Source organism: Staphylococcus americanisciuri, from assembly GCF_024814435.1.
GTDB classification, from domain to species: domain Bacteria; phylum Bacillota; class Bacilli; order Staphylococcales; family Staphylococcaceae; genus Staphylococcus; species Staphylococcus americanisciuri.
On sequence record NZ_JANUXY010000005.1, the window covers coordinates 154,873 to 180,170 of the forward strand.

Annotated in this window: 21 protein-coding genes; 7 read left to right on the forward strand and 14 right to left on the reverse strand. The window is 37.1% G+C overall.

From position 1 onward, the window contains the following. Nucleotides 1-18 precede the first annotated feature (18 nt). A complete protein-coding gene (gene bshB2, locus NXS11_RS06525; RefSeq protein WP_259199938.1) occupies nt 19-696 on the forward strand; it encodes a bacillithiol biosynthesis deacetylase BshB2 in 678 nt (225 codons plus the stop codon). 47 nt (nt 697-743) lie between these two features. Beyond that, entirely contained in the window at nt 744-1,625 is an 882-nt protein-coding gene (folE2, locus tag NXS11_RS06530; protein WP_259199939.1) for a GTP cyclohydrolase FolE2, read from the forward strand. 196 nt (nt 1,626-1,821) lie between these two features. On the opposite strand, the gene NXS11_RS06535 is transcribed toward folE2, so the two are convergent. From NXS11_RS06535 to NXS11_RS06575, 9 genes are all read right to left on the reverse strand, one after another. Then, a complete protein-coding gene (locus tag NXS11_RS06535) occupies nt 1,822-1,914 on the reverse strand; it encodes a type I toxin-antitoxin system Fst family toxin (protein ID WP_259199940.1) in 93 nt (30 codons plus the stop codon). 596 nt (nt 1,915-2,510) lie between these two features. Further along, nucleotides 2,511-4,325 carry a beta-glucuronidase gene (uidA, locus tag NXS11_RS06540; protein ID WP_259199941.1) on the reverse strand — a complete coding sequence of 605 codons (1,815 nt, stop codon included), beginning with the start codon at nt 4,323-4,325 and terminating at the stop codon, nt 2,511-2,513. Between the two features lie 19 nt (nt 4,326-4,344). Further along, nucleotides 4,345-5,187 carry an SDR family oxidoreductase gene (locus NXS11_RS06545; RefSeq protein ID WP_259199942.1) on the reverse strand — a complete coding sequence of 281 codons (843 nt, stop codon included), beginning with the start codon at nt 5,185-5,187 and terminating at the stop codon, nt 4,345-4,347. A gap of 12 nt (nt 5,188-5,199) precedes the next feature. After that, nucleotides 5,200-6,246, reverse strand: a complete 1,047-nt coding sequence (gene uxuA, locus NXS11_RS06550) for a mannonate dehydratase (protein WP_259199943.1) — start codon at nt 6,244-6,246, stop codon at nt 5,200-5,202. A 2-nt stretch (nt 6,247-6,248) separates the two neighbouring features. After that, a complete protein-coding gene (uxaC, locus tag NXS11_RS06555; RefSeq protein WP_259199945.1) occupies nt 6,249-7,661 on the reverse strand; it encodes a glucuronate isomerase in 1,413 nt (470 codons plus the stop codon). A gap of 14 nt (nt 7,662-7,675) precedes the next feature. Next, nucleotides 7,676-9,079, reverse strand: a complete 1,404-nt coding sequence (locus NXS11_RS06560) for a glycoside-pentoside-hexuronide (GPH):cation symporter (RefSeq protein ID WP_259199946.1) — start codon at nt 9,077-9,079, stop codon at nt 7,676-7,678. Between the two features lie 17 nt (nt 9,080-9,096). Next, nucleotides 9,097-10,107: a sugar kinase gene (locus NXS11_RS06565; RefSeq protein ID WP_259199947.1), complete on the reverse strand. Its 1,011-nt coding sequence runs from the start codon at nt 10,105-10,107 to the stop codon at nt 9,097-9,099. A 4-nt stretch (nt 10,108-10,111) separates the two neighbouring features. After that, nucleotides 10,112-10,753 (reverse strand): bifunctional 2-keto-4-hydroxyglutarate aldolase/2-keto-3-deoxy-6-phosphogluconate aldolase, encoded by a 642-nt coding sequence (locus NXS11_RS06570; protein ID WP_259199949.1) that lies wholly within the window; start codon nt 10,751-10,753, stop codon nt 10,112-10,114. Between the two features lie 386 nt (nt 10,754-11,139). After that, nucleotides 11,140-12,357 carry a helix-turn-helix domain-containing protein gene (locus NXS11_RS06575; RefSeq protein WP_259199951.1) on the reverse strand — a complete coding sequence of 406 codons (1,218 nt, stop codon included), beginning with the start codon at nt 12,355-12,357 and terminating at the stop codon, nt 11,140-11,142. A 47-nt stretch (nt 12,358-12,404) separates the two neighbouring features. Between NXS11_RS06575 and NXS11_RS06580 the strand changes: the two genes are divergently transcribed. From NXS11_RS06580 to lepB, 3 genes are all read left to right on the forward strand, one after another. Beyond that, nucleotides 12,405-13,241 (forward strand): HAD family hydrolase, encoded by an 837-nt coding sequence (locus tag NXS11_RS06580; RefSeq protein WP_259199952.1) that lies wholly within the window; start codon nt 12,405-12,407, stop codon nt 13,239-13,241. Between the two features lie 13 nt (nt 13,242-13,254). Further along, nucleotides 13,255-14,979 (forward strand): glycoside hydrolase family 3 protein, encoded by a 1,725-nt coding sequence (locus NXS11_RS06585; RefSeq protein ID WP_259199953.1) that lies wholly within the window; start codon nt 13,255-13,257, stop codon nt 14,977-14,979. A 631-nt stretch (nt 14,980-15,610) separates the two neighbouring features. Then, nucleotides 15,611-16,177 carry a signal peptidase I gene (gene lepB / locus NXS11_RS06590; RefSeq protein ID WP_259200064.1) on the forward strand — a complete coding sequence of 189 codons (567 nt, stop codon included), beginning with the start codon at nt 15,611-15,613 and terminating at the stop codon, nt 16,175-16,177. Between the two features lie 103 nt (nt 16,178-16,280). On the opposite strand, the gene NXS11_RS06595 is transcribed toward lepB, so the two are convergent. The 3 genes from NXS11_RS06595 to tadA all read right to left on the reverse strand — a co-directional run bounded on the left by NXS11_RS06595 (nt 16,281) and on the right by tadA (nt 18,347). Next, nucleotides 16,281-16,847 (reverse strand): NADPH-dependent FMN reductase, encoded by a 567-nt coding sequence (locus tag NXS11_RS06595; protein WP_259199954.1) that lies wholly within the window; start codon nt 16,845-16,847, stop codon nt 16,281-16,283. Between the two features lie 17 nt (nt 16,848-16,864). Continuing rightward, nucleotides 16,865-17,734, reverse strand: a complete 870-nt coding sequence (locus NXS11_RS06600) for a Cof-type HAD-IIB family hydrolase (RefSeq protein WP_259199956.1) — start codon at nt 17,732-17,734, stop codon at nt 16,865-16,867. Between the two features lie 136 nt (nt 17,735-17,870). Then, complete coding sequence (gene tadA / locus NXS11_RS06605; RefSeq protein ID WP_259199957.1) at nt 17,871-18,347, reverse strand: tRNA adenosine(34) deaminase TadA; 477 nt, start codon at nt 18,345-18,347, stop codon at nt 17,871-17,873. Nucleotides 18,348-18,412: 65 nt separating this feature from the next. On the opposite strand from tadA, the gene NXS11_RS06610 reads away from it, so the two are divergent. Then, on the forward strand, nt 18,413-19,036 hold the full coding sequence (locus NXS11_RS06610; RefSeq protein ID WP_259199958.1) for a deoxynucleoside kinase: 624 nt from the start codon (nt 18,413-18,415) through the stop codon (nt 19,034-19,036). Beyond that, nucleotides 19,023-19,685 carry a deoxynucleoside kinase gene (locus tag NXS11_RS06615; RefSeq protein WP_259199960.1) on the forward strand — a complete coding sequence of 221 codons (663 nt, stop codon included), beginning with the start codon at nt 19,023-19,025 and terminating at the stop codon, nt 19,683-19,685. Before NXS11_RS06610 ends, NXS11_RS06615 begins: the two co-directional genes overlap by 14 nt. Nucleotides 19,686-19,743: 58 nt before the next feature. Here NXS11_RS06615 and NXS11_RS06620 read toward each other — a convergent pair whose 3' ends face one another. Together NXS11_RS06620 and NXS11_RS06625 are read right to left on the reverse strand one after the other, a co-directional pair. Next, nucleotides 19,744-22,320, reverse strand: coding sequence for a YfhO family protein (locus tag NXS11_RS06620; protein ID WP_259199962.1), 2,577 nt, complete (start codon nt 22,318-22,320; stop codon nt 19,744-19,746). A 281-nt stretch (nt 22,321-22,601) separates the two neighbouring features. Further along, nucleotides 22,602-25,181 carry a YfhO family protein gene (locus NXS11_RS06625; protein WP_259199964.1) on the reverse strand — a complete coding sequence of 860 codons (2,580 nt, stop codon included), beginning with the start codon at nt 25,179-25,181 and terminating at the stop codon, nt 22,602-22,604. Nucleotides 25,182-25,298: the final 117 nt, after the last annotated feature.

A 25,298-nucleotide genomic window follows, 5' to 3' on the forward strand; every position in this document is an offset into this window, starting at 1 on the left:
TAAGGGAGTTGAAATTTTATGACATCTGAAAAACATATTTTGGTCATCTTTCCACACCCTGACGACGAGACTTTCTCTTCAGCAGGTACACTGGCACGCTTTGCAGATGAAGGTGTTCCTGTAACTTATGCTTGCTTAACGCTCGGACAAATGGGAAGAAACCTAGGCAATCCCCCTTTTGCGACACGTGAATCACTGCCAACAATACGTGAACGTGAACTGGAACAAGCAGCAAAAGAAATTGGCATTACAGACTTACGTAAAATGGGCTTGCGTGATAAAACGGTAGAGTTTGAACCACATGATGAGATGGATGCGATGGTACAATCACTTATTGAAGAAACGCAACCAACAACGATTATTTCGTTTTATCCCGGATATGCCGTCCATCCAGACCATGAAGCTACAGCAGAAGCAGTCGTGCGTACTGTTGGGCGTATGCCTGAAGTAGAACGTCCGAAACTATGGCTTGTTGCATTCAGTAACGATGCGATTGAAGCGCTCGGCAAACCAGATATTGTGAACGACATTTCTGCATATCGACAACATAAGTTGCGTGCATTTGAGGCACATGCGTCACAAACAGGACCATTCCTCGAACAGTTGGCCAACCCTCAAGCAAATGCACCTGGCGCGCCAAAAGAAGCTGCAACATTTTTAACAACTGAGACTTATTGGACGTATCGTTTTGAATAAATTGCACAGTATTTTAAAGTGCTGTGACATTTTAGTGGAGGAATAACATGACTGAATTTGATTTATCAACCCGTGAAGGTCGTTGGAAACATTTTGGTTCGGTGGATCCAATTGAAGGAACAAAGCCAACAATAAAAGATGAAATGACAGACCTTCAAAGTACCCATAAAAACTTTTTGTTTGAAATTGAACAAGTAGGTATTAAGAATCTCGTTTATCCCGTGTGGATTGATAACTTTCAAACTGCTGGTAATTTCAGCTTCTCAACAAGCTTGAACCAAGACGAAAAAGGCATCAACATGAGTCGTATTTTAGAAGCCGTTGAATCAGAATACGATAACGGGATTCGCTTAGAATTTGATGCGCTTACAAAGCTCTTACATACACTTAAAACACGTATGCATCAACATAGTGCAGCTATTGATGTACAAGGTAAATGGTTTTTCAATCGTCTCAGCCCTGTCACAGGTATCAAAGCTGTTGGACATGCTGATGTTACATATGGTTTGGCTGTTCATGATAATGACCTTACACGAAAAACATTAACATTAACAGCTGCCGTGACAACACTTTGTCCATGTTCAAAAGAAATCAGTGAATATTCTGCTCATAACCAACGTGGTATTATCACTGTAAAAGCTTATATCGACAAAGAGGCAACACTGCCGTCAGACTACAAGGATGTCTTATTGGATGCAATGGAAGCAAATGCAAGTTCTATGCTGTATCCTATTTTAAAAAGACCAGATGAAAAACGTGTGACAGAACGCGCATATGAGAATCCTCGTTTCGTTGAAGATCTCATTCGTTTAATTGCTGCAGATCTTGTTGAAGTGTCATGGATAACAGGATTTGACATTGAATGTCGTAACGAAGAATCCATTCATCAACATGATGCGTTTGCAAAATTAACGTATCGTCAACCGTAATAAAAATAGGCTCACCTCATTCACTTAGTAGTAGTGTACCTCTTGATATTAGAATGATATTTAATTTACTTTTGCACAATATTGATTGTCGTGCTATAATAGACTTACAAGAATTTCTTGCATACGCACACTAAACCCCTCACTATTGGTGGTAGTGAGGGGTTTTTTGACGTGCTGGCTCATGTCACCTACTTGTTTAGTTATTGCGGTTACGTAGCCAGTGCGTAAACAGCGCAATAACGCAGCCACTTACTATCGTAGCCACTACATGTGCAAGAATTTCTTGCATATCGCAACACCTCCTCTATGCCAAATTGACACCTGAGTTAAAGGTGACCCCTTGATAATATCACTCGATCCATTTTATGTCATATCGTGATTCATCAAGTTTTTATGCTGTTTTTTATACCATTTTTGGAATACTGTAAAACTGTATTGATATATTTATATGTGCTTTTCACCTATCGAGATAATACACTATACATAACAAATAACTCAATGTTCTCATGCAGCCCAGGATGGGACATTAACAGAAAACACTATCCAAAATAAGAAAATGTTATGAAAGGCAGTAGCTGACTGGACAGAACAATGGAATCTTTTTAGCAAATGTGATTCCTATCCCACTCCTTTCATTGATAACTTACTTGCCATCATTATTTTGATGGTTACGTAGCCAGAAATGCCCTCACTTATTATGGTATCGCTCATAATGAACTCGATTCCCACCTTTATCAAGTTTTTATAATATTAACTCACCATTTCTTCAGCTTTATCATAATTTCTCTCTAATTATAGCGTTGCAAATTACAATGTATATCATCAATCTAAACGTCAAACACCATCTCCCATAAAATATGAGTAGATGGTGTCATAACGATAGGGTTACTTATTATTATTTTGTGTTTTGTAATTAAAATCCGGAATTGCATGCCAGCGTTCTTTGAAATAATGTGCAATCATTTTAGGTTTACGATCACGCGTGAAAATACCTTTTTTATTACCTTGAGCACGGAAAATACCATTACTTGTTTCAAAATCTGCAAAGTTCCATGTCTGTTCGCCTACAAAGTTAGGATATTGATCAACGACCTCATGGTTAGCTTGGTAATAAGCCAATTGATACTCTTCAGTAAATAGTTGGTTGTCAATCGCATGAAAACCTGCAACTGTGTCTGCACCGTACTCGGTAAACATAATTGGTTTACCTGGCTGACGCTTTGTCCAAGTGTCTAGTTCTTTAGCTAATGCTGCTTTTGCCGCCTCTAAATCACCCGTTTGCGTATACCAACCATAATAACGATTCAAGCAAATAACATCAATAAGGTCTTGAACTTCACATGAATCTGGTTGTGCCGTCAATATTGTTACAATCGTTACTGGGCGATGTTGTGGATCCAAGTCTTTTGCTAATTGTACAAGCGGTGCAAAGTATTCTTTTGCACCTGGTGCATTAGATTCTGGCTCATTAGCAATTGACCACATCACAACGCATGCATGATTTTTATCTCGTTGAATCAATCCTTCAATGACGTCGCGATGCGCTTGATGCGTTTTCAAGCCTTTCCAAGTATCGTTATCACTAACCCCACCTAATGTTGCCATAAAGTTTAAATGTAACCCTACTGCTGTTGTTTCATCAATCACAACGATTCCTTGCTCATCGGCTAAACGCATCATTTCTTCTGAATATGGATAATGTGATGTTCTAAATGAGTTCGCACCAATCCATTTCATCAAGTTGATATCTAACACATTCGATACTTGATTTAGACCACGTCCATTGTAGTATGTATCTTCATGTTTCCCGAAGCCTTTAAAATAAAATGGCTCTCCGTTGATTAAAAACTGCCCATCTTTCACTTCCACAGAACGAATACCAAATCGCTCTGTATAAACGTCTACTAATGTTTCATGATGGTATAATTCAACTTTTAACTGATACAAATAAGCATTCATCGGCTGCCATAAATGTGGCTTATCAATATGAATCTCACCTGATTGTTCTTCTGCCTGTGCTACTATCTGTCCTTCATCATCTAACAATGAAACAACAATGCGATCAATTTGTTGTGCTTGATCTACTACATCTACCTCATAATGTACATCACTTGTACCATCTGCATGAACTTTTGGAACAACACGGATATCTTGTGTGAAACTTTCAGGTGTTGTATAGATTTTCACAGGACGATGTAATCCTGCATAGTTAAAGAAGTCAAAGTTTGGCGTATTTTTTAGCACCGTCTTACCATTACGTTCCACTTCTTCAAAATTTCCTACTGGTAACGTTTCATACGTTAAAATATTGTTAACTCGAACCGTCAGCCGATGCGTGCCGACACATAAATCAGTCATCTCAACTTCAAACGGTAAAAAGCCACCCGTATGCGCCACAACTTCTGTCCCATCAACATAAACTGTTGCATGATGCGTTGCTGAACCAAAACGTAAGACAATACGTTCATCCTTGATATGACGAGGAATAACAAATGTCCTCTCATACCAAACATCACCTACATGTTGACGAATTTCTTGTGTCACACCTTGATCATTAAATGAACCTGGTACTGCCATTACTTGCTCTGTCTCCAAAGGAAGCTTAGGATCTACTACATCGTCTCTCTGTGCAAGCTTAAACTTCCATATCCCCGACAAGTCAATCACTTGTCGGGACTCTGTATTAATTGGATATAACATTGGATAACTCCTCTCTACGTTAAACGCCAGAATAAGCGTTAAATCCACCATCAACAGGTAACACTACGCCATTGATAAAACTTGAACATTTTGAATCAATCAAGAATAATAATGCACCAATCAATTCTTCTGGTTTACCAAAGCGTTCCATTGGTGTCGCTGTTAAGATTTTTTCTGAACGTGCTGTAAAGCTACCGTCTTCATTCAACAATAATTTTTCATTTTGTGCTGTAATCAAAAATCCAGGTGCAATCGCATTTACACGAATATTAGTTTTTGAGAAGTATACACTCAGCCATTGCGTAAAGTTACTCACTGCAGATTTTGCACCGCTATATGCAGGAATTTTAGTAAGTGGCGTAAAAGCGTTCATAGACGAAATATTAATAATTGCTGCGTCTTCTTTATCAACCATATCTGCACCGAAAACCTGTGATGGAATGAATGTACCTAAGAAGTTCAAGTCCATCACAAAGCCAACACTTTTAGCATCTAAGTCGAAAAATGTTTTAGTGTCACTTTTACCATTAACATCATATCGTTCATCATCTGTCGTTCCTCTTGGTGCGTTACCACCCGCACCATTTACTAAGATGTCTACTGTGCCAAATGTATCATGAACTTCTGCTCTCACACGTTCCATTTCATCTTTATTCGTAACATCACCTAAGAAAAAGCTTGCTTGTCCACCAAATGATGTAATCTCATCTATCAGTTCTTTTGAATCATCTTTAATACCAACCATTGCTACCTTGGCACCACATTGTGCAAGTGCTTTTGACATCTCACTACCAATAACACCTGTACCTCCTGTGATAACTGCCACTTTATTTTTTAAATTAATTTGAAAAGGTAAATTCATCATTGCCATCTCCTATTTGTTAGATTTACATACCGCTTCGTATAGACCGTTCAAGTACGTTGCACCGAGTGCACGATCATATAAGCCGTAACCAGGTTTACCTGTTTCGCCCCAAATCATTCGTCCATGATCCGGACGAATTGGACCTTCGTAACCGAATTGATGCATCGCTTTAACAACTTCATACATATCAATAGAGCCTTTTTCAGATAAATGTGCTGACTCTTGGAATGACTTGTCTCCAATCAGTTTGACATTTCGGGCATGAACAAAATGTACGCGACCTTTGTCTCCAAAATATTGCAACATATCTACAAAATCATTGTTACGATCTGCACCTAATGAACCAGAACACATCGTTAAACCATTACTCTTAGAATCATAAAGATTAATGAAACGCTCGAGATTTTCTTTCGATGTGATAATACGTGGTAGACCAAAAATATTCCATGGTGGATCATCCGGATGAATGGCCATTAACACATCTTCTTCTTCAGCAACTGGAATAACCTTTTGAATGAAGTAATTCAAGTTTTCCCATAGTTTTTCTTCATCAATTTTGGCATAATCGTCAAACAATTGTTTCATGTCTTCTTTCGTATAACTAGCATCCCATCCTGGCAATGCTAATTCTCCACTCAACGGGTTCATCTTGGCAATGTCATTCTCATCATAGATTAAACATGTTGAACCATCTTCCAAACGATAATCTAATTGTGAACGCGTCCAGTCAAATACAGGCATGAAGTTATAGCACACTGTTTTGATACCTGCCTGACCGAGGTTGCGCAATGTTTGGCAGTAATTGTCAATTAATTGGTCACGTGATGGTTTACCCAATTTAATATCTTCGTGTACTGGCACACTTTCGATAACTGATAATTCTAATCCTGCCGCTTCAATTTCTTCCTTAAGTGCCGTGATTTTTTCCATCGGCCAAACTTCCCCTACAGGTACATCGTAAATGGCACTTACGATTCCTTTCATACCTGGAATTTGGCGAATATATTCTAGACTGATCGGATCATCCTTACCGTACCATCTAAATGTCATTTTCATTGTTAATTCTCCTCCATCAATTTGAAATAATGAAATGCATTGTTGTAACAAATATTTTCAACAAAGCGTTTTAATAGCGCTGCATCATCTGGTATTTCACCTTTTTCTACTTGTTCTCCTAACCATGTGCATAATATGCGTCTAAAGTAGTCATGACGTGAATATGAGATGAAACTTCTTGAGTCTGTTAACATGCCAACAAAATGCATAATCAAACCTTGGTCAGCCAATGATGACATCTGTCTCAACATACCCTGCTTCGTATCATTGAACCACCATCCCGCACCATGTTGCACTTTACTTTGAATACCAGGTTCTGTTTGGAAATTAGCAATTGTTGAGCCAACAATGTCGTTATATACTGGGTTCAAATTGTATAAAATTGTTTTCGGCAAATGTCCGTCACGCTCCATCATGTCGAGCGTATGATTCAGATGATATGCTAAGTTCTCTTGATCTCTGATTGAATCGAAACCAGCATCTGGTCCTAATTTTTCATAAGCACGTGTGTTATTGTTACGAATAGCACCGAAATGAATTTGCATCACCCATTGACGCGCATGATATGCTTTGCTTAACTCATACAACACAAAAGTTTGAAATTGAAATTTTTCTTCTCGTGTAATCGATTCACCATTTAAACCTTTTTGGAATATCATTTCAATCTGTGACGGTGTATAAGGTGCATAGTGAACTTCTTCTAAACCATGATCTGCAAGACGGCCACCATGTTCATGGAAGTAGTCAATACGTTTAACAACGGCTTCCATCAATGCTTCTGCTGTTTTGACTTCATGTGTTAATTCTGACAATTGTGCCACAAAGTCTTTAAACACTGGTTGATCTACTTTGAATAAATCATCTGGTCTAAAAGCAGGTAACACAGTTGTTTTAAAATCTTGTTGTGCTTTAATTTGCTCATGATATTTCAAGTCATCGTTCGGATGATCTGTCGTACAAATCAATGCTACGTTTGATGCTTGAATTAAAGATTGGGTTGTGACATGATGCGTTTTTAAATAATCATTTGCTTGTGCATAGATTTCATCTGCATTATCTGTTGTCAATAATGTATCAATACCGAAGTACATCTTCAGTTCTAAGTGAGACCAATGATATAACGGATTACCAACAGCATTTTCCAGTGCCTCTGCCCATTTTCTAAACTTTTCTTCTGGTGGTGCATCGCCTGTGATGTAACGTTCGTCTATACCTTGTGCACGCATTGCACGCCATTTATAATGATCGCCACCTAGCCACAATTCTGTAATGTTATCGAAATGCGTATTCTCACTGATTTGTTGTGGGTCTAAATGACAGTGATAGTCAAAGATTGGCATTTTTTTGGCATACGTGTCATATAAATAACGCGCTGTTTCATTACCTAACATAAAATCATTCGTTATAAATTGCATATAAATGCCTCCTATTATAATTCATCTCTTAAAGCGAGTTCTTTAACAATTTTCTTATGTTTCTTATCTGTTAATGGGTAGCCGATTAAGAAAATAATCAACGCTACAAGGCTGGCTACAGCTGGCACTACAAAGAAGAGCACCTTCAAACCATGAATCGTTTCTGCTGACTGTTGCACATTCGGTTTGTAGGCAATCAAAGTTAATGCTAGACCCGGTATGAAACCAGCTAAAGCTTGAGAGACCTTTCTTGTAAAGCTGTAACTTGAATAAATAATTCCTTCCGAACGCAAACCTGACTTCCATTGCCCATACTCTACAACGTCTGCAATAAACGCCCAGGTTACCGTATTTGGTATGACTAAGAAAAATTGTGAAATCGTATTAACAGCTAAGAATGTCACATAGTCGTCTCCAAAGAAGAAGTAGTTCATTGATTCACAAATAATAAAACCAGCCACACCAATCATTGCTGTATTTTTCTTACCACACCATTTACTCAAATATGTCGTTAAAAAGAGTGCAGGTATCAGCACCGCAAAGTTCAAGGCACTTACAAGACCTACTAGATTAGGTACACCCATAACATATTCAAAATAATATAGCTGTGTCGATTGTTTTAAGAACATTGCCATTATTGTGAGTAGTGTGTAAGTTGCAAGAATAGCAAATGCTTTGTTTTTCAATAAGTTTAAAAACGCCTTTTTACCTAGACCTTTTTCGTTACTTCTTTTTACAACATGACGTTCTTTGACACCTTTATAACAAATCAAATGAAGTATTACACCACATGCAGCTAAAGCGGCTACAACAATTGGATAACCAACTGCATGATTGGAAAATAATCCTACTAATGGAATGACCACAATCCCCGTAATAAACATTGCACCTTGTGAACCTAAGTTACGAAATACAGATAACTGCGTACGATCTTCTGCATTTAATGTCATAGATGCTGAAAGTGAACCATATGGAATATTAACAAAAGAATATGCCATATTAAATAACATATACGTTGCAAATGCCCAGATAACCTTACCTGTATAGTCCAAGTTAGGAGAAATAAAGGTCAATACAGTCAACATAGCAAGGGGAACTGTTCCATATAAGATAAAGGGTCTGAATTTCCCTTTAGGTCCTATATTTTTACGTGAATCGACTAAAGTTCCCACACCCGTATCTACAAATGCATCAAATATTTTAGAAACTAAGAATACTAATCCACCATAAAATGCAGAGATACCTAAAATATCTGTAAAAAACTTCAATAAGTAGATTTGACCCATGTCAAACATAAATCCATTACCTAAATCACCAAAACCATATGCTAGTTTTTCTCGAAATGATAGCATCGGTTTATCAATATCTGAAAATGTTTGTTCTTTCTTCGTACTCTCTTTTGTAACTTCTGACGTCATGTCATCGCCTTCTCTCTTTATCGATTAATATCGTGTCCGTCATGTATGGCTTGATCAATTTGATCTTGTGATGCATAGCTATAATCACCAGAAATTGTATGTTTATAACACATATTTTTAATGCCAAAATTAACAACTTCTTGCAACGGCCACTCTTTCATAAGTCCATAAATAATGCCTACACTAAATGCATCACCTGTTCCTACACGATCTAAAATATCAATCTCTATTGGGTTAGTTTGTACAACTTTTTGAGGTGATGACACAAAACCTTGTAAGCGATTTCTTGTAGCGGTAAAAATTTTTCTTTGTGTAAATGCAATGTAAGTAATATCATATTTTTGCTGTATCTCTTGTAGAATAGGTGTCAATACTTTGATGTCTTCGTAACGGGATAAATGATCTTTTTTATCTTGCGTTGAAGTAGCAGGTAATGCGACCGGCTCATAGCCAAACAATACGTCCACGTAAGGAAGTAATTTTGACATATTAGCTCTCGCAGTATGGAAATCCCACAGCAACGCACGATAGTTCAAATCACAACTCACTGTTAAGCCTAGCGCTTTAGCTTCCTTAGCAACTGCGATCATATAATCCAGTAATTTTCTATCTAATCCTGCTGTTATACCAGTTACATGGAACCAATCATAATCTTTGAGATACGCCTTGATATTATATTCACTAATAGCTGTTTGCATAAATACACTATCTTTACGATCATAAATAATTTGCGGTACACGTAAACCATAACCACGTTCAAAATAATAAACGCCTAATCTTCCTGGTCGGCGTAATACATGTGATGTATCAACTCGATGCTGTTCTAATGTCTGAACCACACAATCACCTAATGTATGTGTTGGAATTGCAGAGACTATCGATGTCTCAACACCTAGCCCTGACAAGCCAATGGCAACATTCATTTCTGCACCACCATAATGAACTTCTAGCGCTTTTGTTTGAGTTAGCCGTTCATGTCTTGGTGAAGAAAGACGCATGAGTATTTCACCAAATGTGATGAGTTTCATTTTGTCACCTTCTAATTTCTTCTAACTTTTGAACAAATGCTTGTGTGTTACTTTTTATAATGGCATCCGTACCATCTGTAGCACCTTTGAGTAAGGCACTTCCTACACCGACAGCATAGGCACCTTTTGCAACCCATTCAGCTAAGTTATCAATGGATACGCCACCTGATGGCATCATTTCAACTTGCGGAATAGGAGCATGTACATTTTTGATAAAGTTAGAACCTAACAAGTCTCCTGGGAACAGCTTCACAACATCAACACCTGCTGTCATTGCTTGAACAATTTCTGTCACTGATCCACAGCCTGGTAGATATGGTGTGCTATACATATTACAAACCTCTGCAATTTGTTGATCAAAATGCGGACTCACTACATATGCTGCACCGTTAAGTATCGCAATTCTTGCTGTAATAGCATCCATAACTGTTCCAGCACCAATCACGACATTGGCATCGTTTACTTGTTCAATTAGCGTTGAAATTACAGCTTCTGCTTGTGGTGTTGTAAACGTCACTTCGATATTGTAAATACCACCATCAATAATTTGGTGCACAGCTGCAATCGCATGTTCTTTTGATTCTCCTCTTACAACTGCCACTAAATAATTGTCATGTAACTTCTGAAGTGTTTGCCACTTTTTCATACAATTCCTCCAATCGTTTGTCTGCTTGCCAACTCAACACTCATTATATTTTTTAAATTGAAAGAGTCAATTTTTCACATTTTTAGTTCCACACAATTTAATTTAAAAATAAAATAAAACACCGTTATATCAAACGTCGGAACCCTTGATATAACAGTGTTTTTTTAAAAATCTATTTTTTTCATTGTTATTGAGATAGAAAATAAATCGCTTACAGTTTGCTTGTGAAAATAATAACAAAAACAGGTGATTTTTATTAAATTCTTGATTTTTTTATTATTATTTTTACGTAAATTCAACTTCTGAAGCGGTTTTATGATTTTTTTCTCAAACTTTTGTGGTTATTTTATTTTTAATTTGCTAACTTTAATGTGCACAGCGAAGTATTAGACTTTTACATGATATTGTTTTCGATACTGTAGTGGCGTTTGTCCAAAATAGTCACGAAAGCATTTCGCAAAATAACTTTGCTGTTGAAAGCCAACATAAGATGCAATGTCTTCAATACTCATCGAAGTTGTTTCAAGTAAGTTTTTCCCTTTTTTCAAACGTAAGGACATCATATATTGCGAGACAGACTGCCCTGTTTCTTTATTAAACAACCTTGACAAATAAGCTGGTGCCAACTCAACGTTTTCAGCTAACTCTTTTAATGTAATGGGACGGTCTAGGTTCATCTCAATATACTGAACAACTTTGCTGATTTTAGGACTATAATGTAAAGATTTGGCTTTTATAACCGTTGCTGTATATTCGTATATTAAATTTTTGGCAATTTGCTCTAAATCTTCAACTGAATTTGCTTCATCAATTTGTGTAGCGAACTTTTTAGACAACTGGTCAACCGTCAGTAAGTTCACATGAGCACGTTCAATTGCTTTGCGTGATAATGAATTAATGAGATATACTTTATATTTTTGATTCAATAAAGTATCTCGTGCACGTTGAATGCCTGCGACCGATACCATAATTTGTGTGTGCAGCGCTAAGGCCTCTTCCACATTGCCGTTCTCAATCGCTGTCAGCATACGGTTTTCCAGATTATAACGCTGTTGAATTTGAGCAAGCGTATAGTCATATTGTTCTTTATGTTCGGCATAAGATTCTGGCATTTCATGAAAATTAAAGTCAACAGTCAACACTTCTTCATAGCGGTATTTGTTTTTTAAATAACGCATAGCTAAACGTGTCATTTTAAGCGCTTGGCTATAAGGACAAACTGGCACTTGGAGTAAATATTGCTTTAATGTATACAATCTTGACAACTTGATTTGCACACGTTGTAACATTTCTTGACATTGCTGCTCACGCGGTCGTCGTTGTAGAAATGGCCCTAAAATAATAATTTGATTGATTTTACGATATTTAAACATTAAAAAATTAACATCAAACTGATTCGTATAATGATAAATATGGTGGTTATCCATTGAAGCCAACAGATGGGTTAATTCTTTCTGATACTTTTTTCTCTTAGTATTAGTAAAAGGCGACTTGAGTTGCTGACTTATCCCTTTTATATCAGACAAGTCATACGCATTGATTTCTAGCATTAATAATTCAATTGCGTGGGCTTTAAGCATATTAAATGTCTCTTGATGATACATGATGGCTCACCTCCTCTTTATTATAACCAACGAAAGGAACGAAAACTATGAATACCTCACTCAGCAGCTTTAAACCACAGCATCAATTTTTAATCTGTGTCGATTCGGATGGTTGTGGTATGGATACAATGACCATCAAACATGAGCAAGCGTTTGGCCCCGCTATCCTTGATGTTTGGCCAAGTTTAGAACCACACCGTGACAACATATTAAAGCGTTGGAATGATTTTAACTTATATGAAATCACCCGTGGTATCAACCGCTTCAAAGGATTAAACAAAATGTTAACAGAGCTACATAATAGTGGCATAACCGTTGAAGGATACGAAGACATTAAACATTGGGTTGAAACAACACCCATTTTTTCAAATCCTGAGCTTATGCGTGCTATCTTCAAAAATCCTAATCAACATGGTCTAAAGCTTATGCTTGACTGGTCGAATAAAGTAAATGAGCGCATTGAAGCTTTACCAAGTGTGGGGCCTTTCCCACATGTTCACAGTGCGCTTAACAATGCCAACCAATTTGCAGATATTGCGATTGTATCGTCGGCAAACTTATCTGCTGTCGATAGTGAATGGACAGCTCATGGCTTGACGCAATATGTGACAGGCATGTTCGCTCAAGAAGCTGGAACGAAAGAGCATTGCATTAACACACTAAAAGCACATTATGATAACGGATGTGTACTAATGATTGGTGATGCCAAAGGTGACCTGGACGCGGCCAAACATAACGATGTTTACTTCTATCCTATTCTTGCTGGACATGAAGGCACATCATGGCAAGCATTTAACGAAACTTATGCCCATCATTTCCAACAACAAACATTCAGCAACATTCAGCAACAACTAATCGAACAATTTTATTCAAATTTTAAATGAGAGGATGTTTTCTATGGTACAAGTAGATTTAACAGCTAAACCTTATAACTTGAATGACGAACAAATTGCGTGGGTTGAAGACACGATTCAAAACTTAACAGATGAAGAAAAAATCGGTCAACTCTTTTTCAACTTATTCTTTCTAGAAGATAACGGCAATTTTAACGATCAATCTTTATCAAATGAGGATATTTTAAAGAAATACCATATTGGTGGTGCGCGTTATCAAGGTGGTAATAAACAACAAGTTCAAAACTTACTCAATCAACTACAATCTCATAGTAAGATTCCATTACTTGTAGCTGCTAACTGTGACTCTGGTGGTAATGGGGCTTGTTCTGACGGGACATATATCGCATCAGCCGCACAATGTGAAGCAGCACAAGATCCTACGGTGTCTTACAATGCGGGACTTGTATCAGGTCGTGAATCCAAAGCACTAGGTGTTAACATTAACTTCGACCCATGTGTAGATATTTTGGAAAATTGGCGTAATACAATCGTCAATACGCGTAGTTACGGAACAACTGCTGAAACAGTTATTAAATATACAAATGCTTTTATTGATGGTTTCCGTCAAACAGCTGATATGATTACATGTGTCAAACACTTCCCTGGCGATGGAACAGAAGAACGTGACCAACATCTTGTGTTAGGTGTTAATGAACAATCTGTTGAACAATGGGACAATAGCTTCAGAAAAGTATACGAAAATCATATACAAAATGGTGTCGAGATGATTATGGCTGGTCATATCGCATTGCCATCATACTCTAAAAAATTGAATCCTGAACTTGATGATCGTGATGTTTTACCAGCATCATTGGCAAAAGAATTGTTGACAGATCTTTTAAAAGATGACATGCAGTTCAACGGTCTTGTCATTACAGATGCCAGTCATATGCTTGGTATGACAGCCTCTATGAAACGTGAAGATTACGTGCCATTAGCGATCGCAGCTGGCTGTGATATGTTCTTATTCTTTAACGATATTGAAGAAGACTTCAACTTCATGTTGAACGGTTATAAGAATGGTGTCATTACTGATGAACGCCTTCATGATGCATTGCGTCGTATTCTTGGTCTTAAAGCAAAAATCAACTTACCACAACGCCAATCAAATAACACATTAGAAGTTGCTGAATCTGAATTAGATATCATTGGTTGTGAAGAACATAAAGAGATGCAACGTCAAGCAGCTGATCTTGGGATTACACTTGTCAAAAACACACTTGACCAATTGCCCATCCGACCTGAAACTCATAAAAATATCCGCCTATATGTAATTGAGGGCGAGAAGGATGGTATTTATAAAGCTGATCAATCAGTCACAAAACAACTCGTTGAAATTTTGGAAGCACGTGGCTTTAATGTCACTGTGAATGATGGCTCTACACGTATCAAAGGCAAAACGCTCACTTACCGTGAAGATGTCGATGCAGCCCTTGTTTTTGCTAATATTGTTGGCTATGCTGCTGAAAACAACTATCGTATTCGCTGGTCTACAGCTATGAGTAATGAAATTCCTTGGTATGTTCATGAAGTTCCAACTGTCTTCGTCTCATTGAACTTCACAACACACCTACATGATGCAACAATGGTAAAAGCATATATCAATGCATATCATTCAAACACTACAAACTTAGAAACCGTTGTCGATAAAATTATGGGTAACAGTGAATTCAAAGGCGTGCCGAACGAACTTGTTTGGACGGATAAATGGCAAGCTCGCTTATAACTGATTAACTTTAATAGTTGCTAAAACAGTCCAGTCAACGTTTATGTGTACTCCTACGCTTTGCCGAAATTTATACTTTTGACACACTCATACATCTTGTGAGAGAAGCATATAAGGCATGCACAACATTTCGTGATAATAAGCGTATTTAGCACCTTATTCAGTAAAACCATTTAGCTTCATACTGTTACGTTAATAACATGATAATCATCTTATATCCAATATTTTATACCCCCACACTATCGCTCAAGTAGTTTGGGGGTTCTTTTGTGTGAACTCATCGTCACCTTATATTTATCGTTGTAATGACGTAGCACTACGTAAATAATACAATGACACAGCGACTTATTATTATCGCCAATATGTGAAGTTCAGGAATAAACTTTTCTTTTAGTATCCAATATCAATCACTAACAATTACCTTGCTAACGATGAATATGCTAAATTATAATAGACTAAAACATTAATCACACTATCCAAAGTGAACAAATGTTGTAATGGTAATAGCTGATTGGCATGAAAATGCGCTTTTCCACTCATGCTCAGCCTTGCCAGAGTAAGGCATGGAATCTTTTTAGTAAAACGAGATCCCTGCCTCACTCTCCCATATTCCAAAATAAAGGTGACTCATATGAAAAAAGACTTACTTGAATTGTTATGTGCCGTCGCAATTGCCGTAATTGCCTCACTGCTTATATCACATTTCGTTGCTTCTACTTATAAAGTTAATGGCTTATCTATGTATCCTACTTTTAACGATAGTGACCGTGTAGTAGTCAGTAAAATTTCAAAAACACTAGACACTCTCGATAACGGAGATGTCATTGTATTTCATCGAGATAGCCGTAAAGACTATATTAAACGCTTGATTGGAAAACCTGGGGACATCGTTACTTATAAAAACGATATACTCTATGTTAATGGCAAAAAAATAAATGAACCATACTTAGAAGCAAACAAACGCCACAAAATCGGTCGTCAATTAACAGAAGATTTTTCTTCTATTGACTTGACAGGTGCGTCAGAGCAAGGAACCATTCCCAAAGATAAATACTTAGTTTTAGGAGACAATAGACAAAATAGTATAGATAGTAGACGTCCTGAAGTAGGCTTAATATCAGAAAAGAAGATTGTCGGTAAAGTTGTCCTACGCTATTGGCCTGTAAGCGACTTTAAACTTAATTTTGATAAACCATAAGACATCGTCATACAACATATATGTAAAAAGCACTGGGATCAAGACTGACATCTCATTTTCTTAAAAGATGCCATTGTCCGTACCCAGTGCTTTTGTATTTGATTTATTTCAAATGTTCATAAGGACTGTTGTTCGCAAATGATAATATTTGATCAATGAATAGTTTAGCACGCAGCTGGAATTCATCATTTGATAAGTATAGTGTACCGTCTTCTCGTCTATCATAATCTGAATCGTGCGTAGCAATTTGAGTTGGCACTGCAATACCTAGCAACGAACGAACAATTAAACGTAAATGCGACAGTGGTTCTGCACTCACGATACCGCCACTGTTATTCACCAGTCCAACCGGCTTCATCTTAAAGTCATCCATTGTTAAATGGTCTAATGCATTTTTTAAGATACCTGAATATGAACCATGGTAATTCGGTGTTCCCAAAATAATAAAGTCAGCTTCACGCACTAATGTTTTAAGTTGTTCTGCATTGTTTTGGTAACTATCCGGCACTGGGTTTTGTCCCGTGAAATCTAGTGTATGAATAGGTTGTTCTGCCAAATCAAAAATTGTGACAGATTCATCATGTGATTCAATTTGTTTCTTCAAAAATTGTGCTAGTGCATTCGTATGTGAACCGCGTTGTGCGCTTCCAACAATAATAAGTCCCTTCATTGCTTAAAACACTCCTTTTATGATTCTGATTGTGCTAATACATGGTATATTGCCTTTGCAACGCCACTTTCCTCATTAGAATCCGTTGTAAACGTTGCTATATCTTTAACGGCTGGCACACCATTCGCCATCGCTACTGGGTATCCCACGCGTTCCAACATAGATGTATCATTCATATTGTCACCTACAGCCATAGCGTCTTGCATATCAATATTTAACTGTTCCGCAATTGCTGCCAACGCCATTCCTTTTTGTGCTTCTGCATTTGTAATCTCAATATTACCAACCGAAGAGGATGAGACAGCGAGACCCACATGTTCTGCAAGTTCCTGTTTCACACGTCCAAGTTTCTCTATATCTGTATCAAATGCCAATATTTTCATAATCAATTCACCAGGAACCGATTCAATTTCATCATAACTTGAAACGACTTTCAACGTCCCATTATCAATACGTGACTGAATATGTTGGCGAATGACCGCCACTTTGGCATGTTGGCCTGCTTGTTTCGCAATATCTACATAAATCGCTAAGTCTTTCTCAGGATCTTCCGTATAAATACCTCTATTGGTATACACTTGGTAGTAAATCCCCTCTTGTCTCAACTTATTTTGAATCGTATCGGACATCTCTTTATTCAAGCTCGATGTGTGAATGATATTGAAACTTTCATCCCTCACCTCTGCACCATTCAAACAAATATAAGGTACCTTTAAACCTGCTGTCGTCACTGGTGTACTCGCTTCATAAAAAGCACGCCCAGTCGCGATAACAACCGTTACACCTTTAGATTGTGCATATTGAATCGCCTCAATATTTTCAGGTGTTATTTCGTGTGATGCATTCAATAAGGTGCCATCCATATCTGTTGCGATTAACTTAATCATCACATTCCCTCACTTTATATTTATTCTACTTTCCTTTAATTTATACTGTATGCTACAAATAGAGACATACATATTTTAACAAAATTCATATATATTTTTTCAAAATTTGCTTTTATATAAATATCAGTCACTCAACTTATTTATGAGACTTCTCTTTTTTACGCTGACGTAATGTTTTAAAAAAAGTTTTGAGTTGCTGACCACATGAATAAGCAAGCACACCACGTACAACTTTGGCACGGTGATTCATCTGTGCGTCCTCTATCAAGTTCATTAAGCTCCCACTACACCCACCTTTTGGGTCTTCTGCACCATATACAACTTGCTCAACACGACTCATCACAATCGTTCCAGCACACATGACACACGGCTCTAAAGTGACATACAGCGTACATCCCTCTAATCTCCAAGTTTTAAGCGCTTGTGCTGCTTGTTCGATTGCGAGATGCTCAGCATGCGCAGTCGGCAACTGCAAGGTCTCTCGCAAATTATGTGCGCGAGCAATAACCTGGTCGTCTTTCACAATAACAGCACCAATAGGCACCTCTCCTTTAGTTGCTGCTTGATATGCTTCCTCCAATGCAAGTGACATATAATATTCATGACTTCTCATACAGAAATAGCCTCACTTATGTTAAAATTTGTAGTACTGACTACTAAGAGATGGAGCGAAAATATATGACACAACCATTTATCGTTATTGAAGGACCGATTGGCGTTGGTAAATCCTCACTCACACACAAGTTGAGTCAATCTTACCACTTTTATGAAGCAAAAGAAATCGTCGGGGAAAACCCGTTCCTTTCTGACTTTTACGAAGATATTTCCAAGTGGAGCTTTCAAACAGAAATGTTCTTTCTCTGTAACCGATACAAAGCCTATCAAGATTTGGCAGAACTTAATCAAGGTATTGTGTGTGACTATCACATTTATAAAAACAAAATCTTCGCACGCAACACGCTTTCAGAAGCAGAATACACAAAGTTTTCTCGTATTTATAATATCTTGACGGAAGACTTAATCACACCTGACTATACTATTATATTAGATGCTGATTTATCCGTATTGAAAGAACGCATTGCCAAGCGTGATCGCAGCTTTGAAGCACATATTGAAGACAACTACTTGTTAAAACTCAAAAAAGACTATGCGATGTATTATGAACAACTATCACGTGAAGGTCATAGTGTCCTATGGATTGATACTACAGATATCGACTTCGTAAACAATCCTGAAGACTATGAACACGTCTTATCACGTATTAACGACTTAATCGGAGGACATACATATGACAAACTATAATATTCCATCAGATGCAGTCATTACGATTGCTGGAACAGTAGGTGTTGGTAAATCATCATTAACACGCGCACTTGCTGACAAATTAAACTTTCGGACATCTTATGAAAACGTAGACCATAACCCTTACTTAGACAAATTTTACGATGATTTCAATCGTTGGAGTTTTCACTTGCAGATTTACTTTTTAGCTGAACGCTTTAAAGAACAAAAGCGCATGTTTGAATACGGCGGTGGCTTTATTCAAGACCGTTCGATTTATGAAGACGTTGATATTTTTGCGAAAATGCACCAAGAACAAGGTACGATGACAGAAGAAGACTTTGAAACATACTCAAATCTATTCGACGCTATGGTGATGACGCCATACTTTCCAAAGCCAGACGTACTCATCTATTTAGAATCTGATTATGACAGCGTAATTGATCGTATTAATACGCGTGGTCGTCAAATGGAAATGGATACAGATCCGGAATATTGGCAAATGCTGTTCAAACGCTATGACAATTGGATTAATCAGTTCAATGCATGCCCAGTCGTTCGCGTGAATATTAAAGAATACGACTTATACGGCGATCCAGATTCCATCGATAAAGTCATCGCAAAAATTGCACATATTATCCAAACACATCGCCAAGTTGATACACGTTAAACGTTGAAAAATCCCCTTACTACCGAGATAGCGAGGGGATTTCTGTATGTTATTTAGACTAACTCGTACGACGCAACCATTTGCGATAGACAAACGCACTGATAATACCAACAATTGTCATCACAAGGTATAAACGCCAATATGGCAGCTCATAATAAATGATAACCTCTTTCTCACCCTTATTAACTGGAATCACAGTTTGTAAGCCATTGCCCTTTTCCACATCCCTTGGTTTGCCATCTACTTCAGCTTTCAAACCACCACGATATGGCATTGGCATTACAAGATAAGACTTTTTCGTTGGTTTTATTGCTACATGTATATCTCGTTTATTTTTTGTCACTTTAACCGGTATGACTTCGTCTTTTGCTTTTTCTAATGTTGCATAGTCTTCGCCGTAAATACCTTTAATGTTGACACGATATGTGCCTTTTTTAAGTTTGAGTTGCATGATATCTTTTGCCGATACACGGACTGTTACAGGTGTAACGAAACGTCTATAACGTTGATTAAGTTCTTGACGTGCCTGATAAAATTCATCAACAAGTAAATAATGGTGTGCATTTGGATGTAATAATTCAATATCCATTTCTAAATAATAATCTTTATATCTTCCTGACAATTCAGGAGGCATTTTGATATCAAGACCACCTAAATCTTTGAAGACAGTTAATTGAAAGCCTTGTTGTTTCGCATCTCGTGGTGTAATGCCTGCAAATTTAACAAGATTCGGATTTTCGTAAAATGGCGTATTCGCTTTCTTTCCACCTATGACAACACCTTCAAGCATCGCATGCTCACGGTCTAAAGGTGACTTTAAATCCGCAGCATCGAAAATTTTTGATGTTAGATGCGCTGCAGGATAATCAATCGTGTTATGACTATGCGTCCATGTCACAATTCTATCTTTAAAAGTCTCTCGTCGCTCCATGCCATATGGTAAAGACAGGTCACTTCCTTTTCGAATGCGGTCTGTAACACCCCATAACGATAATAGATTTGCACGATCTCCCAGTGTGCGGTAGTAACTGTTATAATCTAAGCCCATATTAATCTGCATCAACTTGTCATAATATTCTAGTATCTCACCATCAAAAATACTGGAATACAGCGACAAACTATTGAATCGATACAACATACCTGTATTCGCAACCACACCAATATAATCAATACGATCCAACGGTGACTGCTTATCTTTCATCTTATTAATCTTTTTTTGCATGATATCACTATGATAATCTGGTGAATGCAGAAGGTCTAAATTAGGTTCATATTGTGCCAATTGATTTGTGCGATAATTCAATAGCATGACAAATTGCTGGACGACAAACAGGGCAATAATGAGCAAAGCTATTTTCTTATTGAAACCTTTTTGCATAAACACACAATATCCTACAATGCATAAAATTAAGACACTTACGATCATCCATCGCATACGTCCTTCCGACATATTAACAGTGGCTATGGCTAATGGAATAAGTGGTAATAATGATATCAAATAATTATGCCACATCAATTCCTTAAAATACTTCACCCATAATGCCATAAGGACACTTGTTGATAGCACTAACAGGAACCCCCATCGTCTTTCTGGGAATGAAAAGCCATTAAAGAAGCTATCAATATGTGGTGTAAGCGAACCGATAAGTAAAATCCATGTCAATATTGCAAACAATCGATAATAATAGTGACGATATAACTTAAATGAAAAAAGTGCTACTAACACAATAAAAGTAATTGTAAAATCATAGCCATTTGAAAAAATATGATACCTTTGAGAAAAATCAATCAGCAATGGCACATTAAAATCGATCAGTTTACGGTCATTATGCAAGAAGCCATGCACGCCCGTTAAAAAACCAAACGAAGCAATACACAAACTAATCAACACTGCTGGGAATAGCAGCCATAACTTTTTCCAACGTACGACAATATCATCTGGATGTGTGTCAATCATGCGATAAATCAAATAAATAGTTAGCGCAATTACTTCATAATAACTAAAATAAAAGTTAGAAAATAAAGTTAATGAAATAGCAAAAACAAATAATCCGATTTTTCTTTTTTTGAAGAAGCGTTCCATTCCCCAAATAGATAATGGTAAAAAAAGCATAACATCGCCAAAAAATGACCATATAAAATTGAAAAAGTAAAAAATCGTTGACGCACTATAAAGCATCGCACCTAAAAAGCAATAACGCTTCTCCATTTTAAACGTTTTCAACATGCCATATGCCGCTAGAAATGTAATCATACATTTTAAAAAGGCCACAACAATCTGATTCCCCGCCCAGAAATCAATACTTGATGGATCCACCAATCTCAACGTTTGAAACAACTTAATACCCAAAAAGTTGATATACATTAAAGGCGACGTTGTGTAATAATAGGAGAGATCTGTGAAGTAATCTCCACCCAGTCCAAAACCAACATCATAAAAAGATGATAGATTTGACATCCTCTCGTACAAAAACATTTGGAATGGCACTAGTTGTCTAATCCCATCATATTTTCCACTATACACCGTACCGTCTACAAGATAGCGATAAAATACAGGAAAATACACAAGCGTTGCGACTAAAAAGGCCATGCTCAACAATTTAAATGATTTATGATTCAAAAATTCTTTTTTCAATAGTATTCACTCTTTCAATATTGATAAAAATATGACGCTTATTGTACACCTCTTGAAGCTCCATTTATAAGATTATTAGAGATATTACACACGTTGCATCACATCTTTATCTCTTCATCACATGATGTTTAATCCCAGTTATTCATTAATGGTGCGCTTAAAGCCTCCCATCAAAGACAACCTTCAATCATCTAAATGGATATGTAAAAAGGCCCCAAATTATTAGAAATACTGTCTAACAATAGGAACCCGTTTACATAAAGAAACATTCAATTGTCAGACTAACTGTTGCGTCGTAACCACTTACGATAGATAATGGCACCGATAACACCTAAAAGTGTCAGCACGAGATAGACACGCCAATGCGGTAATTCATAATGGAGTATCACTTCTTTTTCTCCTTTGTTAACTGGAATTACCGTCTGTAAGCCATTTCCTTTTTCCACTCCTCTTGCCTCACCATCTACTTCAGCTTTCAAACCATCACGATATGGCATCGGCAATACAAGATATGACTTTTTCGTCGGCTTCATATCAACACGTATATTACGTTTGTTTCTCGTCACTTTCACCGGTTTGACATCATTTTGTGCTTTTTCTAATGTTGTATAATCTTCACCATAAATGCCTTTGATATTCACACGATATGTGCCTTTTTTAAGCTTAAGTTGCATTGGTTCATTTGCAGATACACGAACTGTTACAGGTGTTACAAAACGTCTATAACGCTGCGTAAGTTCCCTACGTTCCTGGTAAAAGTTATCTACAATTAAATAATGCGGTGTATTCGGATATAATAACTCCACATCCATCTCTAAGTAATAGTCTTTATATTTCGCTAATAAATCAGGGGGCATCGAGATATCTAAACCACCTAAATCTTTTGAAACAGTCAATTGAAATCCTTGTTGTTTCGCATCACGCGGTGTAATGTCAGCAAACTTAACTAAGTTCGGATTTGCGTAAAATGGTGTATTTGCTTTCTCACCATCTAATACAACCCCTTCAAGCATCGCATGTTCGCGGTCTAAAGGTGATTTTAAATCGGAAGCATCAAAAACTTTCGATGTCAGATGCGCCGCAGGATAATCAAATGTATTGTGACTACGTATCCATGTTACACCTCTGTCACTGAATTTCTCCTGACGTTCCATACCATAAGGAATTGAATTGTCATCGCCTTTTCTAATACGATCCGTCACACCCCATAAAGCAAACATATTCGCGCGATCTCCAAACGTACGATAATAACTGTTGGAATCATATCCCATATTAACCTGCATGAGTTTGTCATAGTATTCTAAAATAGCACCATCAAAAATACTAGAATACAGCGCGACACCATTAAAATTGTACAGCATACTCGTATTCACCGCGAAATTGCTAATATAATCAATGCGTTCCATTGGTGACTGTTTATCTGTAATCTTATCAATCTTATGTTGTAACACATCACTATGATAATCTGGTGAATGCAATGTCTCCAATGTCGTTTCATATCGCATCATATTATTGGTACGGTAATTCCATACCAACAGAAATTGTTGTGCGATAAAAAGACCAATGATAATATACATCATTTTTTGAGAAAAGCTTTGTCGCGCAACAATACAATACGCTACAAGACATAAAATCAACGCACTAGCAACCATCCACCACATACGACCTGATGATAAGTTAACCGTCGCAATCGCTAATGGGACCAATGGCAATAGCGAAATCAAATAACTGCGCCATGTCAACTCAGCAAGGTGCTTCAACCATAATGCGATGAGCACACTTGTCGACATCACTAACAAAAAGCCCCAACGTCTTTCTGGGAAGGATAACCCATTAAATAAGCTATCCGTATATTGTGAAAGTGAACCAATCAGTAAAATCCATGTAAATATCGCAAATAAACGATAATAGTAATGACGATACAGTTTAAATGTAAAGAGTGCCACAAGCGCAATAAAAGTAATAGTGAAATGAAGTCCATTTGAAAAAATATGATAATCTGGTGAAAAATCAATAAGAAACGGCACTTCAAAATCAACCAGTTTACGATCATTATTAAGAAAGGCGCGGACACCTGTTAGAAAACCCAGTGATGCGACACACAAACTAATGATTACTGCTGGACAAAGCAGCCATAGTTTTTTCCAACGCGTCACAACATCGTCTGGGTGCTTATCAATCATGCGATAAATCAAATAAGCAGCCAAAGCTAGCGCAAGGTAATAACTGAAATAGAAGTTAGAAAATAACGTCAATGCAATCGCAATAATAAATAATCCGATTTTACGTTGTTTAAAGAAACGTTCCATTCCCCAAATAGCCAGCGGTAAATAAAGCATGACATCCCCGAAAAATGACCATGCAAAATTGAAAAAGTAAAAGACCGTTGAAGCACTATAAAGCATCGCACCTACAAAGCGATAGGGCTTCTCTATTTTAAACATTTTCAACATACCATATGTTGCTAAGAAAGTAAGTGCACATTTGAAATAAGCAACAACGAGTTGATTCGTTGCCCAAAAATCAATATTTGTTGGGTCAACCAATCCTAACGTTTCAACCACTTTGATGCTCAAAAAGTTAAGATACATCATAGGAGACGTTGTATAATAATAGGTAAGATCTGTAAAATAGTCGCCACCTAGCCCAAAACCGACATCATAAAAGGACGAAAAGCTCGCCATCCGTTCATACAAGAATTTTTGAAACGGTACCATTTGTTTAATGCCATCATATCTTCCACTATAAACAATGCCATGTTTTAAATAGCGATAAAGAACAGGGAAGTACACCAATGCACCAACAAACAAGGCCATGCCTAATAATTTAAACCATTTAAGATAAGGAAAGTCTTTTTTCAAGCATACTCATCCTTTCTTCATTCATTAATTTAAAATTTTGCTAAATTGTATTAATATGTATTCATCTAGATTATAAATAATTAGTCTCTTAGCGACAAGATAGAATGATACACGCAA